The following is a 13706-nucleotide window of genomic DNA, read 5'->3' as shown; positions in this document are numbered from 1 at the left end:
TCCCCTGATCCGTCCCATGGTCGGTCCCCTGATCCGTCCCGTGATCGGTCCCCTGATCCGTCCCGTGATCGGTCCCCTGATCCGTCCCGTGATCGGTCCCCTGATCCGTCCCGTGATCGTCGGTCCCGTGGTCCGTCCCCTGGTCCGGGCCCTTCTCATGGGTCCCCGTCGTGTCCGTGCCGTCCGGGCCCTTGGCCGGGGGCTGGCCGTGTTCGCTGTTCTTGCCCTTGTCGTCCGGGTGTTCCTTGTCGTGCTTCTCCACCCACTCGGGCTTCTTCCAGCTGTCGCTGCCCCAGTGGTCCCAGTGCTTCTCGTGCTTGTTGTGCTCCCAGTAGTTGTACTGGCGATACGAGTCCCAGTAGTAGTACTTGTGGTGCTTCTGCACGACGTAGTAGCAGTCGTAGTGGTGGTCCCAGTAGTACTTGTGGTGGTTCTTGACCACGTAATAGCAGTCGTGGTCCCAGTCCCAGTAATACCGGTGCGCGTCGACGAGGTAGTAGTAGCAGTGGTATTCCTCGTCCCAGTGGTACTGCTTGTTGTTGGCCCAGCACGAGTAAACGCGGCCCTGCGTATGGCGCGCCGGCGGCTTCTTGCCGCAGTTCTTCTTGAGTTCCTTGGACAGGTGGGCGTCGGCGACCGGCGCCTTCGGCATCGGCGCCGCCGTGGCCACCGCGGCCGGCAGGACCACACCACCGGCGACGGCCACCGCGGAGGCCAGGACGGCCGCCGCACCCAGGCGGCGCTTGGGACGGGCTTCCTCGGTACCGGCGTTGCGCATCTTGCGGATCATTTCCTTCTCCTCCTGAAGCGAAGGGCACTTTCCGTGCCACCGAGCTCGGATTTCCTGTCCGGTGTTTCCGGTCGAGCTCGTGCTTCCAGTAGGCCCGCGACGCGCGGCAGGGTCACGTTCCGACAGCTCGGGACTTGACATGGGGAAATTCAGCACCTAAAGGGCAGCCGCCTGCCAGCCGGTCCAGTGTGAGACGGTCACGAAGATGACCGGACCGCTCGGCGGACGTTCCCGGTACTGCGGGTATTTCTCGCACAGCGGCTCGATGACCGCCGCGTCGGCGGGAATCACCCGCGCGTATCCGTCCGCCCGGACCCACCACAAGTGGTCCCAGTTCTCGTCGTATTCGTCCACGAGCAGGCTCACGGACGGCTGTGCGGCGATGTTGCGCAGCCGTTTGAGCCGCGGCGTGGTCTTGGGCTTGTGGTCCACGGCGGTGACGATCCCGTCGGCACCGTGGCGCGCGAAGACGACCGGCACCAGATGCGGGCGGCCGGACTCGTCGACGGTGGCGAGCCGCGCCACCCGCGCCCCGGCGAACCGCCGACGCGCCTCGCCCTCGGCCAGTTCCGGCACGACGCCCCCTCCCCGTCAGGCGCCGCGCAGCGCGTCCAGCACGTCGGCGTCCGTCAGTTGTGCGAAGTCGTCGTACCACTGGCCGACCGCGTTGAACACGGCCGGCCGGTACGGGCAGACGACGAGGTCGGCCTCGGCGGCGAGCGTGTCGAGGGAGTCGGGCGCGCCGACGGGGACGGCCAGTACGGTCCGGGCAGGGCCTCGGCGCCGCACGTGGCGCAGGGCGGCGCGGGCGGTGGAGCCGGTGGCCAGGCCGTCGTCGACGACGATCACGGTACGGCCGCGCAGCTCGGGCGCCGGCCTTCCCTGCCGGTAGCGGCGCTCGCGGCGGCGCAGTTCGCGCCGCTCCCGTTCCACCACGGGGGCCAGGGAGTCCTCGCTCATGCCCAGGTGGGCCAGGGTCGCCCGGTCGAGGAGCGGCGGATCGTCCCCGGCGATCGCGCCGACGCCGAACTCCTCGTGGCGCGGGGCCCCGATCTTGCGTACGACGAGCACGTCGAGCGGGGCCGACAGCTCCCGCGCGACCTCCGCGGCGACGGCCGCACCGCCCCGCGGCAGCGCCAGCACGATCGGGTCCGGCAGGCCGCCCTCGTCGCTCAACTTCCCCAGTACGGCCGCGAGTTCGCGACCGGCCTGGGCGCGGTCCCGGTAGCGCACGGCTCGTCCTCTCCGGTCGGGGTCGGCCCCCTTCTTCCATGCTCACACCGGAAGGTGTCGAAGACCGAGTCCACCAGGAGAATTCGTACATATATTCTATAAACTGTGTGTATAGTCCCGGCATGCCACTTTGGAGCAAGCTTCCGACCAAGAAGAGGGAAAGACGGCCCTACAGGTTCCCGCCGTCCCCCGGATTTCGCATACCGGCCCTCACCGCCGCCGCCGTCTCGCTCGCCCTGGCCCTGTCGGGCTGCGCGAAGGTCGACACGACCTCGCCCGCCGACGCCCGCGGCCACGCCGCGAAGACGAGCCAGGCCCGGTTCGGGACCGTCGACTGCCGCGAGGCCAAGTGCGTCGCGCTCACCTTCGACGCGGGGCCCAGCGAGAACTCGGCCCGGTTGCTCGACATCCTCAAGGAGAAGCACGTCCCGGCGACCTTCTTCCTGCTGGGCAAGCGGCACATCGAGAAGTACCCGGAACTGGTCCGGCGGATGGCCGCCGAGGGCCACGAGGTCGCCAGCCACACCTGGGACCACAAGATCCTCACGGAGATCTCCGACCGGCAGATACGCGAGGAGCTCACCCGGCCCGACGACGCGATCGAGCGGCTCACCGGACACAAGCCCACCCTGATGCGCCCGCCCCAGGGCCGTACCGACGCGAACGTGCACCGGATCTGCCGTGAGCTGGGCCTGTCCGAGGTGCTGTGGAGCGTGACCGCCAAGGACTACCTGACCACCGACTCGGCGCTGATCGAGAAGCGGGTGCTGGACCAGGTGTCCCGGGACGGGATCATCCTGCTGCACGACATCTACCGGGGCACCGTGCCCGCCGTACCCGGGATCATCGACGCGCTCAAGGAGCGCGGGTACGTCTTCGTGACCGTCCCGCAGCTGCTGGCACCCGGCAAGGCCGAACCCGGGAAGGTGTACCGGCCCTAGGGTCGCCACCGGACCAGGTGCGGTGGCCCGGCCCGCGCGGATCAACTCCTCGTTCCCTAGACGGAGTTGCGCACAGGACGGCCGAACGCCGGCGCCGGGGTGGATCCCGTGGCCGGGGGCGAGGCGGCGGCCGGCCGGCCGACGGGGGGGGTCGAACGTGTCGGGGCGGGGGCGACGCGAGGCACCACCACCCACCCCGACAGGGTCCGGTCAGAAGACGACCCACCACCCTTCGCGGACCCCCAGCGCTCACCGAAGAGGTACGGCCGGGCGCGGGGGTCGTCGACGGCCGGGTGGTCAGTACGTCACAGGTCTTCAACGGCATGTCGGCCAACTCCCCGTGAGGGCAGGCGGTTTGCCCGCCCTTGACAGGAATCGTACGGCCCCGGGACCGGTTCCGGTCCGCCCTGGACGTTTCTGTCGGTCCTGTGAACGGATGGTGCGCACTCCGCGAAGCCTGGCCGATTCCCTACGATCGTCCCGTGGTCACCTTCCTTCTCCAACGCACGGCCCCGCTGCCGATCGAGGAGGCGTGGCGCCGGCTCACGGAGTGGTCCGCGCACGCCGACGCGGTCCCACTGACCCGGATCACCGTGCTCACCGATCCCCCGACCCACGAGGGCACGGTCTTCGTGGCCCGCTCCGGGCTCGGACCGCTGTCCTTCGAGGACCCCATGGAGGTGACCGTCTGGGAGCCCCCGGAGGACGGCGGCTCCGGCAGGTGCCGCCTGGTCAAGCACGGCCGGGTGGTACGCGGCTGGGCCGAACTGGAGGTGCACCCCGGGCCCGGCGGCCGTACCCGGGTGATCTGGCACGAGGAGTTGCGGGTGCGGGGTCTGCCGTCGGCCTTCGACCCGCTGGTGCGCAGGGCCTCCCGGGCGGTCTTCGGGCGCGCGGTCAACGCGCTGCTCAGGAAGGCGTGAGCGCCGCCCCGGCGACCGCCCCTTGGCAGATCCCGGCCGCACGATGGACAGTGGCCCTCCGGTGCCGAACGGTCACCGTGGGTCGATGCGGCCGGGAGGCTCGGAGGTGGCGTTCTTCTCGCCCGGGGAAGTCAAGCTGTTGCGGGAGACCGGGCACCCGCGCGGGTGGGTCCGCGGCGAGGTGCTGATGCGGGAGGGCGAGGAGGCCGACTCCGTCGTCCTGCTGACCGTCGGCCTGGTGAAGGCGACGGTCGACTCGGCCAACGGCTACACCAGCCTGCTCGCTCTGCGCGGCCCCGGTGAACTCCTCGGCGAACTCTCCTGCGTCGACGGCCGCCCCCGGGGCGCGACGGTCACCGCGATGCGCCGCTCGGAGGGCGTGGTGATCGCCGCGGACACCTTTCTGCGGCTGCTGGAGCGGGACCCGTCGCTGTGCCTGGCGGTGCTGCGCAGTGTGGTGGACCGGTTACGGGACTCCGACGGGCTGCGCGCCGAACAGGGCGCCCGCACCACCCGGGCCCGGGTCGCCGGGCTGCTGGTGAAACTCGCCGTGCAGTACGGCTCGGCCGCGCCGGAGACCCTGCCGGGTGCCGTCTCCGTCCAGGTCAACCAGCGTGAACTGGCCGCCGCCACCGGGGCGTCCAGGGAGTCGGTGGTGCGCTGTCTGCGGGCGATGCAGCAGGAGGGCCTGGTGGCCACCCGGCGGGGCCGCACCGTCGTGCTCGATCTGGCGGGGTTACGGCGCTGGGCGGAGGAGTGAGCCGCCTCGCCCGGGCCCCGGGCGCGGGAGAGTTGCACCGCAGACGCATCAGAACGGAACTCCCCCCGCCGAATGCGTCATCTGACGCTGTACGACCCCCATGAAGGCGCTTCCATCATCCCCTGGCGCCCGGACCGGTACGACGATCGGGGGAACGGACCGGGCGCTCCGCTCCCTGCGGGGTGGCCTGGCCCGGGGGGAGTCAGGCCACCGACCCGATCCGCCGCGTCGGCGTCGATGCCGTGTCGTGGTGGATCGGGGTGTGGGCGCCGGTCAGGGAGAGTCCGCTGCCGCCGCGGCGGTTGGCGACGATCTCGGCCGCGATCGACAGGGCGGTCTCCTCGGGCGTACGGGCGCCGAGGTCCATACCGATCGGGGACCTGAGGCGGGCCAGCTCCAGTTCGGTGACGCCGACCTCGCGCAGCCGCCGGTTGCGGTCCAGGTGGGTGCGGCGGGAGCCCATCGCGCCGACGTACGCCACCGGCAGCCGCAGCGCGAGCCGGAGCAGCGGGATGTCGAACTTGGCGTCGTGGGTGAGGACGCACAGGACGGTACGGCCGTCCACCGGCGTCCGCTCCAGGTACTCGTGCGGCCACTCGACGACGATCTCGTCGGCCTCCGGGAAGCGGGGCCTGGTGGCGAAGACGGGCCGCGCGTCGCACACCGTCACGTGGTAGCCGAGGAACTTGCCGACACGGACCAGTGCCGACGCGAAGTCGATCGCCCCGAAGACGATCATCCGGGGTGCCGGGACCGAGGACTCGACCAGCACCGTGAGCGGCGCTCCGCAGCGAGAGCCCTGCTCTCCGATCTCCAGGGTGCCGGTGCGGCCCGCGTCCAGGAAGGCACCGGCCTCGGCGGCCACCGTACGATCCAGCTCGGGGTGGGCTCCGAAGCCGCCCTCGTAGGCGCCGTCGGCGTCCACCAGCAGGGCGCGGCCGCGGAGTTCGGCCGGTCCGGTGACGATCCGCGCGACGGCCGCCGCCTCCCCCCGCACGGCGGCGGCCAGCGCGGCCTCGACCACCGGCCGGGCGGGGTCGCCCGCCCGGACCGGGGTGACGAGGATGTCGATGACGCCGCCACAGGTCAGGCCGACGGCGAAGGCGTCCTCGTCGCTGTAGCCGAAGCGCTCCAGGACGCTGTCGCCGTCCTCCAGCGCCTGCCGGCACAGCTCGTACACGGCACCCTCCACACAGCCGCCGGAGACCGAGCCCACGGCGGTGCCGTCGGCGTCTACCGCGAGGGCGGCGCCGGGCTGGCGCGGGGCGCTGCCGCCGACCGCCACCACCGTGGCCACGGCGAAGTCACGGCCGTCCGCGACCCACCGGTTCAGCTCCTCGGCGATGTCCAGCATCTCTCGGTCTCCTTCGGACGACGTTGGGGGGAGAGGCGCCCCGAAGGGGCGCGGGTCTGCAGTTGTGTGCGGCTCCGCCGCGCGGGGCGACCGGCCACGAGGGGCCCGCGGACAACCGCCGGCCCATCACGGCTTCGCCGGCGGAGCGTCTAGTGGACGCCGAGCCAGCTCTCTATGGGATGGAGGGCGAAATAGACCAGGAAGATCACTGTCAGGCCCCACATGAACGCGCCGACTTCGCGGGCCCTGCCCTGAGCTGCCTTGATGGCGGTGTAGGAGATGACGCCGGCGGCCACACCGGTGGTGATGGTGTAGGTGAAGGGCATCAGCACGACCGTCAGGAACACCGGGATGGCGGTGGCCCGGTCGGCCCAGTCCACATGCCGGGCGTTCATCAGCATCATCGCGCCGATGACCACCAGGGCGGCCGAGGCGACCTCCTGCGGGACGATCGCGGTGAGCGGGGTGAAGAAGAGGCAGGCCGCGAAGAACAGCCCGGTGACCACCGAGGCGAGTCCGGTGCGGGCACCCTCGCCGACGCCGGTCGCCGACTCGATGAACACGGTCTGGCCGGAGCCGCCGGCCACGCCTCCGATCGCGCCGCCCGCGCCGTCGATGAACAGGGCCTTGGACAGGCCCGGCATCCGGCCCTTGTCGGCGGCGAGCTTCGCCTCCGTGCCGACGCCGATGATGGTGGCCATCGCGTCGAAGAACCCGGCGAGCACCAGGGTGAAGACGATCATCGCCACCGTCATCGCGCCGACCTTGCCCCAGCCGCCGAACTCGACGTGCCCGAAGAGCGAGAAGTCCGGCATGGAGACGGCGGAGCCGTGCAGGGCGGGGGCGGCGCCGCCCGCCCACTGCTTGGGGTCGATGACGCCGAGGCCGTTGAGCACGGCCGCCACCACCGTGCCGCTGACGATGCCGATCAGGATGGCGCCGGAGACGTTCCGGGCCTGGAGCATGAAGATCAGCAGCAGGGTGCCGGCGAAGAGCAGCACCGGCCAGCCGGTGAGTTCGCCCGCGGGGCCGAGGGTGAGCGGGGTGGCCTTGCCCTGGTGCACGAAGCCGGACTTGTAGAGGCCGATGAGGGCGATGAACAGGCCGATGCCCATGGTGATGCCGTGCTTGAGCGCGAGCGGGATCGAGTTCATGATCATCTCGCGCAGGCCGGTGACGACCAGGAGCATGATGACCACGCCGTACAGCACGCACATGCCCATCGCCTGCGGCCAGGTCATCTGTGGGGCGACCTGCGAGGACAGCACGCCGGAGACGGAGAGGCCGGCGGCGAGCGCGAGCGGCACCTTGCCGACGAAGCCCATCAGCAGCGTGGTGAAGGCCGCGGCGAAGGCGGTCGCGGTGATCAGCGCCTTCTGGCCGAGGGTGTCCCCGGCCGCGTCCTTGCCGGACAGGATCAGGGGGTTGAGCAGGAGGATGTACGCCATCGCCATGAAGGTGGTGACGCCGCCGCGGACCTCACGCGCGACCGTGGATCCCCGGAGGGAAATGTGGAAGTACCGGTCGAGCCAGGACCGCCCGGCCGGGACGCGGGTTCCCTCGCCCGCGCCTTCGGCGACGGTCTTCGGCTCGAGTGACTGCTGGGTCATATGGGCCTGCTCCCAAGGTTCAAAGGGGCACCCGCGGCTCGCCTTCGGCGCATGGCGGGATTTGGGGAGGTGCCCGACCCGGGGGACGGCCCGAGGCGAACATTCAGGGGTCCTGGGGGACGGAGTCCCCCAGGAGGTCTCACCGGTTCAGCCCCCGGAGGGTCCGGTGCCGGTGAGGTGTTCCGGTCGGACCGGCGTGCGGTTCAGCTCCAGGCCCGTCGCGTTCCGGATCGCCGCGAGGACGGCCGGGGTCGACGACAGGGTCGGGGCTTCGCCGATGCCACGGAGCCCGTACGGGGCGTGGTCGTCGGCGAGTTCGAGGACGTCGACCGGGATGGTCGGCGTGTCGAGGATGGTCGGGATCAGGTAGTCGGTGAAGGACGGGTTCCTGACCTTCGCCGTCTTCGGGTCGACGATGATCTCCTCCATCACCGCCACCCCCAGGCCCTGGGTCGTACCGCCCTGGATCTGGCCGATGACGGAGAGCGGGTTGAGCGCCTTGCCGACGTCCTGGGCGCAGGCGAGCTCGATCACCTTGACCAGGCCCAGCTCGGTGTCGACCTCGACGACCGCGCGGTGGGCGGCGAAACTGTACTGGACATGGCCGTTGCCCTGGCCGGTGTGCAGGTCGAAGGGCTCGGTCGCCCGGTGCCGCCACTCCGCCTCGATCTCGACCGCGTCGTCGCCGAGCACGTCCACCAGGTCGGCGAGCACCTCGCCGCCGTCGGTGACGACCTTGCCGGTCTCCAGCAGCAGCTCGGCGGTGGCCCAGGCCGGGTGGTAGGTACCGAACTTGCGGCGGCCGAGCTCCAGCACCTTCTCGCGGACGAGCTCGCAGGAGTTCTTGACGGCACCACCGGTGACGTACGTCTGGCGCGAGGCCGAGGTCGAACCGGCGCTGCCCACCTGGGTGTCGGCCGGGTGGATGGTGACCTGGGTGACGCCCAGCTCGGTGCGGGCGATCTGCGCGTGGACGGTGACACCGCCCTGGCCGACCTCCGCCATCGCGGTGTGCACGGTGGCGACCGGCTCGCCGGCGATGACCTCCATGCGCACCTTGGCGGTGGAGTAGTCGTCGAAGCCCTCGGAGAAGCCGACGTTCTTGATGCCGACCGCGTAGCCGACACCGCGCACGACGCCTTCGCCGTGGGTGGTGTTGGACAGGCCGCCGGGCAGCTGCCGTACGTCGGCCTGCTCGCCGGCCGAGAGCCACTGCTGCTCGGGCGGCAGGGGCATCGCCTTGACCCGGCGCAGGAGTTCGGCGACCGGGGCCGGGGAGTCGACCGGCTGGCCGGTGGGCAGCAGGGTGCCCTGCTCCATGGCGTTCAGCTTCCTGAACTCCACCGGATCCATGCCGAGTTGCCCGGCGACCTTGTCCATCTGGGCCTCGTAGGCGAAGCACGCCTGGACCGCGCCGAAGCCGCGCATCGCGCCGCAGGGCGGGTTGTTGGTGTAGAGGGCGATGGCCTCGACCTCGACGTCGTCGACGACGTAGGGGCCGATGCCGAGCGAGGAGGCGTTGCCGACGACGGCCGGGGAGGCGGAGGCGTAGGCGCCGCCGTCGAGCACGATCCGGCACTTGACGTGCGTCAGCTTGCCCTCGCGGGTGGCCCCGTGCTCGTAGTAGAGGCGGGCCGGGTGGCGGTGGACGTGGCCGAAGAAGGACTCGAAGCGGTTGTAGACGATCTTGACGGGCTTGCCGGTGCGCAGGGCCAGCAGGCAGGCGTGGATCTGCATCGACAGGTCCTCGCGGCCGCCGAACGCGCCGCCGACGCCGGACAGCGTCATCCGCACCTTGTCCTCGGGCAGGCCGAGCACCGGCGCGATCTGGCGCAGGTCGGAGTGGAGCCACTGGGTGGCGATGTAGAGGTGGACGCCACCGTCCTCCTCGGGTACCGCGAGGCCGGACTCGGGGCCGAGGAAGGCCTGGTCCTGCATGCCGAAGTAGTACTCGCCCTTGACGATGACGTCGGCCTTCTTGGCGGCCTCGTCGGCGTCGCCCCGGACGATCGGCTGGCGGTGCACGATGTTGGGGTGCGGGACGTGGCCGATGTGGTGGTCGTCGCGGTTCTCGTGGATGTGGATCGCGTCCGGCGCGGTCGCGGAGGCCTCGTCGGTGATGACGGGCAGCTCGCGGTACTCGACCTTGATCTTGGCTGCGGCGCGGCGGGCGGTCTCCGGGTGGTCGGCGGCGACGATCGCGACCGGTTCGCCGTGGTGGCGTACCTTGCCGTGCGCGAGGACCGGGGTGTCCTGGATCTCCAGGCCGTAGTTCTTCACCTCGGTCGGCAGGTCGTCGTAGGTCATGACCGCGTAGACGCCGGGCTGGGCAAGGGCCTCGCTGGTGTCGATCGAGACGATCTCCGCGTGCGCGACGGTCGACCGGAGGATCTGGCCCCAGAGCATGTCCTCGTGCCACATGTCGGACGAGTAGGCGAACTCTCCGGTGACCTTGAGGGTGCCGTCCGGGCGGAGCGTGGACTCGCCGACGCCGCCCTTGGTCGGGGACGCCTGGGTGATCTTGGTGGGAGTGCCGATGGTGGGCATGTCGCTCAGACCGCCTCTCCCTGCCGGGCGGCCGCGAGACGGACCGCGTCCATGATCTTCTCGTAGCCGGTGCAGCGGCACAGGTTGCCGGACAGCGCCTCGCGGATGTCCGCGTCGGTCGGGGTCGGGTTCTGCTCCAGCATCTCGTCGGCGGCGACCAGCAGACCCGGGGTGCAGAAGCCGCACTGCACGGCGCCGGCGTCGATGAACGCCTGCTGGATCGGGGAGAGCGGGGTGCCTTCGCCGGTGTGGGAGTCGGTGCCCTTGGCGGCCCACGTCTTCGCCTCGTCCAGCGGGGTCCCGCAGGAAGTACCGCGCTCACGCTGCTCGGCGAAGTCGGCGAGCCCCTCGACGGTGACGACCTCGCGGCCCTCGGCCTGACCGGCCGCGACCAGGCAGGAACACACGGGCACGCCGTCCAGCCGGACGGTGCAGGACCCGCACTCCCCCTGCTCGCAGGCGTTCTTGGAGCCGGGGAGACCGAGCCGCTCGCGCAGCACGTAGAGCAAGGACTCGCCCTCCCAGACGTCGTCGGCTTCCTGCGGGCGTCCGTTGACAGTGAAGTTGACGCGCATTACGCCACTCCCTCCGTGATGCGGCGGGCGCCGCGGTACGACTCCCAGGTCCAGGTGAGCGTCCGGCGGGCCATCACACCGACCGCGTGGCGGCGGTAGCTCGCGGTGCCCCGGACGTCGTCGATCGGGTTGCAGGCGGCGGCGCACAGGTCCGCGAACTGCTTGGCGACCGACGGCGTGATGATCTTTCCGTTGTCCCAGAAGCCGCCCTCGTCGAGCGCCGCGTTCAGGAAGTCCTCGGCGGTCCTCGCGCGCACCGGCGTGGGCGCGGCCGAACCGATCCCGGTCCGCACGGTCCGCGTCCGCGGGTGCAGGGCGAGCCCGAAGGCGCAGACGGCGATGACCATGGCGTTGCGGGTGCCGACCTTGGAGTACTGCTGGGGTCCGTCGGCCTTCTTCACGTGCACCGCGCGGATCAGCTCGTCCGGCGCGAGGGCGTTGCGCTTGACGCCGGTGTAGAAGTCGTCGACGGGGATGAGCCGGGTGCCGCGCACCGACTCGGCCTGGACCTCGGCGCCGGCCGCGAGCAGCGCCGGGTGGGCGTCACCGGCCGGGGAGGCGGTACCGAGGTTGCCGCCGACACCGCCGCGGTTGCGGATCTGCGGGGAGGCGACGGTGTGCGAGGCGAGGGCCAGGCCCGGCAGCTCGGTGCGCAGGTTCTCCATGATCCGGGTGTACGGCACGGAGGCGCCGAGCCGTACGCTCTCCTCGCCGACCTCCCATTCGTAGAGATCGCCGATGCGGTTGAGATCGAGGAGGTACTCGGGCCGGCGGTGGTCGAAGTTGATCTCGACCATCACATCGGTGCCACCCGCGATCGGCACTGCGGTGGGGTGCTCGGCCTTCGCGGCGAGCGCCTCCTCCCAGCTGGCGGGGCGAAGGAAGTCCATGACCGGCTCTCTTCTCCGTCTCGTTAAGTCTCGTGAGTCGTGCGGATTGAGCCAATCCGTGTGCGGCGGGCCCGGCTCGTTCATGTCCTGTTAACGCGGAATGACGCCAGTACACCGCCCCGTACTCCAGTGGGGTCAGTCACCGAAACCATGAAGGAGTTGGCTGGCCAGCACGGGCATCTTGTAGATTCGTATGAACGGAGGTCATCAGTAACCTCCTGCTTTTCCTGTGGAAACGCAGGAAACGCCCAGGCACCCCGCGATCTCGGCCCGTGACCCCGCACGCCGGGTGCCTCATCCCTGACACTGCAAGATTCATCGTAGATTTCGAGACACAGAACGGCGGCGACGAGATGCGGCTGCGCGCACTGCTGGACACCGATGCGCTGGGCCTGCGGCTGCTCGGCGGCGAGGACGAGCTGGACCGCGCGGTGCGCGGGGTGATGACCACGGACCTGCGTGACCCCAGCCGCTACCTCTCGGGCGGTGAGCTGGTGCTGACGGGCCTGGCCTGGCGCCGGGACGCCGCGGACTCCGAGCCGTTCGTACGACTCCTCGCGCAGGCCGGGGTGGCCGCGCTGGCGGCCGGTGAGGCCGAGCTGGGGGACATCCCGGACGACCTGGTGGTGGCCTGCGCCCGGAACCGGCTCCCGCTCTTCGCGGTGCACGAGTCGGTGGCGTTCGCAACGATCACCGAGCACGTCGTACGGCAGGTCAGCGGCGAGCGGGCCGGGGACCTCGCGGCCGTCGTCGACCGGCACCGCCGGATGATGACCTCGGGCCCGGCGGGCGGCGGCCCGGACGTGGTCCTGGACCTGCTCGGCTCGGACCTCGACCTGCGCGCCTGGGTGCTCTCCCCGACCGGCCGTCTGATCGCGGGCTCCAAGGTGTCCGGGCCCGCACTGCCCGCCGACGCCTGCGCCCAGCTGGCCGCCGAGCACCTGGCCGCGACCCGCACCGGCCGCCGGGGCCCGCACCGCGTCCTCCTCGGCTCCACGACGTACTCCCTCTTCCCGATCCGGTCCTGGGGGCACCGCCCCGGGGCGGCTGGGGGAGGCCGCTCCCCGCAGGGCGCGCGGGACGTGCGCGAGACCGTGCTCTCGGACTGGCTGCTGGCCGTCGAGGCGGACGCCGGCGACTGGCAGGACGAGCGCCTCGACCTGCTCCAGGGCGTCACCCAGCTGATCGCCGTCGAGCGCGACCGCCGCGACGCGGCCCGTACGGTACGGCGCCGGCTCGCCCAGGAGGTGCTGGAACTGGTCCAGACGGGCGCGGCTCCGGCGGAGATCGCCGCGCGCCTGCGAGTGGCCGCGCCCGTCCTGCTGCCCGGCCTCGGCGCGGCCCCGCACTGGCAGGTGGTGGTCGCCCGCGCCGAGTGGGAGGGCGGCGAGATCGAGGGCGGCCCGGTCGCGCAGTCGCTGCTCGAAGAGATCCTGGTCGACCCGCTGGCCACCGGCCCGGAGCCGTCCGACCGGATAGCGGTTGCCCACACCGGAGACGAGGCGATCGCCCTGGTCCCGCTTCCCGCGGTCGCCGCCGAGCACGACGGCTCGGAGTCCGGTATCCACGCCGACGCCCTCCTGAAGGCGGTGCGGGACCCCCTGTCCGCCGGCCTGGACGACGACGGCCGGGTCACCCTCGGCGTCAGCGCGGCCGTGCACTCGGCGGAGGGGCTGCGCGGGGCCCTGGAGGAGGCCCGGCACGCCCGCCGGGTGGCCGCCGCCCGCCCCGGCCGGGTCTGCGCGGCCGGCCACCAGGAACTGGCCTCGCACGTCCTGCTGCTCCCCTTCGTCCCCGACGACGTCCGCCGCGCCTTCACCGCCCGCCTGCTGGACCCCCTCCGGGACTACGACCGCCGGCACCGCGCCGAGCTGATCCCGACCCTCGAGGCGTTCCTCGACTGCGACGGTTCCTGGACCCGCTGCGCCACCCGCCTCCACCTGCACGTCAACACACTGCGCTATCGCGTGGGCAGGATCGAGCAGTTGACGGGCCGGGACCTCTCCCGACTGGAGGACAAGCTCGATTTCTTCTTGGCATTGCGGATGAGTTGAGGTCACGCGGGCGTGCGACCGGCTCGCGC

11 protein-coding genes and 1 pseudogene are annotated in these 13706 nt (G+C 71.4%); 4 read left to right on the top strand and 8 right to left on the bottom strand.

The window, feature by feature from the left end:
- The 3 genes and pseudogenes from AB0D59_RS48465 to AB0D59_RS48455 all read right to left on the bottom strand — a co-directional run.
- Window positions 1-790 (bottom strand): annotated as a pseudogene (locus AB0D59_RS48465) (hypothetical protein); the annotation flags it as partial.
- 156 nt (window positions 791-946) lie between these two features.
- Window positions 947-1366, bottom strand: coding sequence for a TIGR03668 family PPOX class F420-dependent oxidoreductase (locus tag AB0D59_RS48460; RefSeq protein WP_362578749.1), 420 nt, complete (start codon window positions 1364-1366; stop codon window positions 947-949).
- 15 nt (window positions 1367-1381) lie between these two features.
- The gene (locus AB0D59_RS48455) at window positions 1382-2023 is read right to left on the bottom strand and encodes a phosphoribosyltransferase family protein (RefSeq protein WP_362578746.1); all 642 of its coding nucleotides are present in this window, start codon (window positions 2021-2023) and stop codon (window positions 1382-1384) included.
- A 122-nt stretch (window positions 2024-2145) separates the two neighbouring features.
- Here AB0D59_RS48455 and AB0D59_RS48450 point away from each other — a divergent pair, with 122 nt between their 5' ends.
- The 3 genes from AB0D59_RS48450 to AB0D59_RS48440 all read left to right on the top strand — a co-directional run bounded on the left by AB0D59_RS48450 (window position 2146) and on the right by AB0D59_RS48440 (window position 4647).
- A complete protein-coding gene (locus AB0D59_RS48450; protein ID WP_362578743.1) occupies window positions 2146-2964 on the top strand; it encodes a polysaccharide deacetylase family protein in 819 nt (272 codons plus the stop codon).
- A gap of 482 nt (window positions 2965-3446) precedes the next feature.
- Entirely contained in the window at window positions 3447-3887 is a 441-nt protein-coding gene (locus tag AB0D59_RS48445; protein ID WP_362578740.1) for an SRPBCC family protein, read from the top strand.
- Window positions 3888-3972: 85 nt separating this feature from the next.
- Window positions 3973-4647: a Crp/Fnr family transcriptional regulator gene (locus tag AB0D59_RS48440; protein WP_362578737.1), complete on the top strand. Its 675-nt coding sequence runs from the start codon at window positions 3973-3975 to the stop codon at window positions 4645-4647.
- A 202-nt stretch (window positions 4648-4849) separates the two neighbouring features.
- Here AB0D59_RS48440 and AB0D59_RS48435 read toward each other — a convergent pair whose 3' ends face one another.
- The 5 genes from AB0D59_RS48435 to AB0D59_RS48415 form a co-directional block, all read right to left on the bottom strand.
- Entirely contained in the window at window positions 4850-6001 is a 1152-nt protein-coding gene (locus tag AB0D59_RS48435; RefSeq protein WP_362578734.1) for an XdhC/CoxI family protein, read from the bottom strand.
- A gap of 149 nt (window positions 6002-6150) precedes the next feature.
- The gene (locus tag AB0D59_RS48430; protein WP_362578731.1) at window positions 6151-7611 is read right to left on the bottom strand and encodes an NCS2 family permease; all 1461 of its coding nucleotides are present in this window, start codon (window positions 7609-7611) and stop codon (window positions 6151-6153) included.
- A 147-nt stretch (window positions 7612-7758) separates the two neighbouring features.
- On the bottom strand, window positions 7759-10158 hold the full coding sequence (locus tag AB0D59_RS48425; RefSeq protein WP_362578728.1) for a molybdopterin cofactor-binding domain-containing protein: 2400 nt from the start codon (window positions 10156-10158) through the stop codon (window positions 7759-7761).
- A 5-nt stretch (window positions 10159-10163) separates the two neighbouring features.
- Complete coding sequence (locus AB0D59_RS48420) at window positions 10164-10733, bottom strand: (2Fe-2S)-binding protein (protein ID WP_362578725.1); 570 nt, start codon at window positions 10731-10733, stop codon at window positions 10164-10166.
- Complete coding sequence (locus AB0D59_RS48415; RefSeq protein WP_362578722.1) at window positions 10733-11623, bottom strand: FAD binding domain-containing protein; 891 nt, start codon at window positions 11621-11623, stop codon at window positions 10733-10735. Before AB0D59_RS48415 ends, AB0D59_RS48420 begins: the two co-directional genes overlap by 1 nt.
- 353 nt (window positions 11624-11976) lie before the next feature.
- Here AB0D59_RS48415 and AB0D59_RS48410 point away from each other — a divergent pair, with 353 nt between their 5' ends.
- Window positions 11977-13677, top strand: a complete 1701-nt coding sequence (locus AB0D59_RS48410) for a PucR family transcriptional regulator ligand-binding domain-containing protein (protein WP_362578720.1) — start codon at window positions 11977-11979, stop codon at window positions 13675-13677.
- Window positions 13678-13706 lie beyond the last annotated feature (29 nt).

Origin of the sequence: Streptomyces sp. NPDC048417 (assembly GCF_040651615.1) — a bacterium.
Lineage (GTDB): Bacteria > Actinomycetota > Actinomycetes > Streptomycetales > Streptomycetaceae > Streptomyces.
The sequence above is the reverse complement of the archived record's forward strand: the minus strand, read 5'-3'. Positions and strand labels throughout refer to the sequence as shown.

Coding starts and splice junctions, on each gene's coding strand:
- AB0D59_RS48450 (WP_362578743.1), top strand. CDS start 2,146: ATGCCACTTTGGAGCAAGCTTCCGACCAAGAAGAGGGAAAGACGGCCC.
- AB0D59_RS48440 (WP_362578737.1), top strand. CDS start 3,973: ATGCGGCCGGGAGGCTCGGAGGTGGCGTTCTTCTCGCCCGGGGAAGTC.
- AB0D59_RS48435 (WP_362578734.1), bottom strand. CDS start 6,001: ATGCTGGACATCGCCGAGGAGCTGAACCGGTGGGTCGCGGACGGCCGT.
- AB0D59_RS48430 (WP_362578731.1), bottom strand. CDS start 7,611: ATGACCCAGCAGTCACTCGAGCCGAAGACCGTCGCCGAAGGCGCGGGC.
- AB0D59_RS48425 (WP_362578728.1), bottom strand. CDS start 10,158: ATGCCCACCATCGGCACTCCCACCAAGATCACCCAGGCGTCCCCGACC.
- AB0D59_RS48420 (WP_362578725.1), bottom strand. CDS start 10,733: ATGCGCGTCAACTTCACTGTCAACGGACGCCCGCAGGAAGCCGACGAC.
- AB0D59_RS48415 (WP_362578722.1), bottom strand. CDS start 11,623: ATGGACTTCCTTCGCCCCGCCAGCTGGGAGGAGGCGCTCGCCGCGAAG.
- AB0D59_RS48410 (WP_362578720.1), top strand. CDS start 11,977: ATGCGGCTGCGCGCACTGCTGGACACCGATGCGCTGGGCCTGCGGCTG.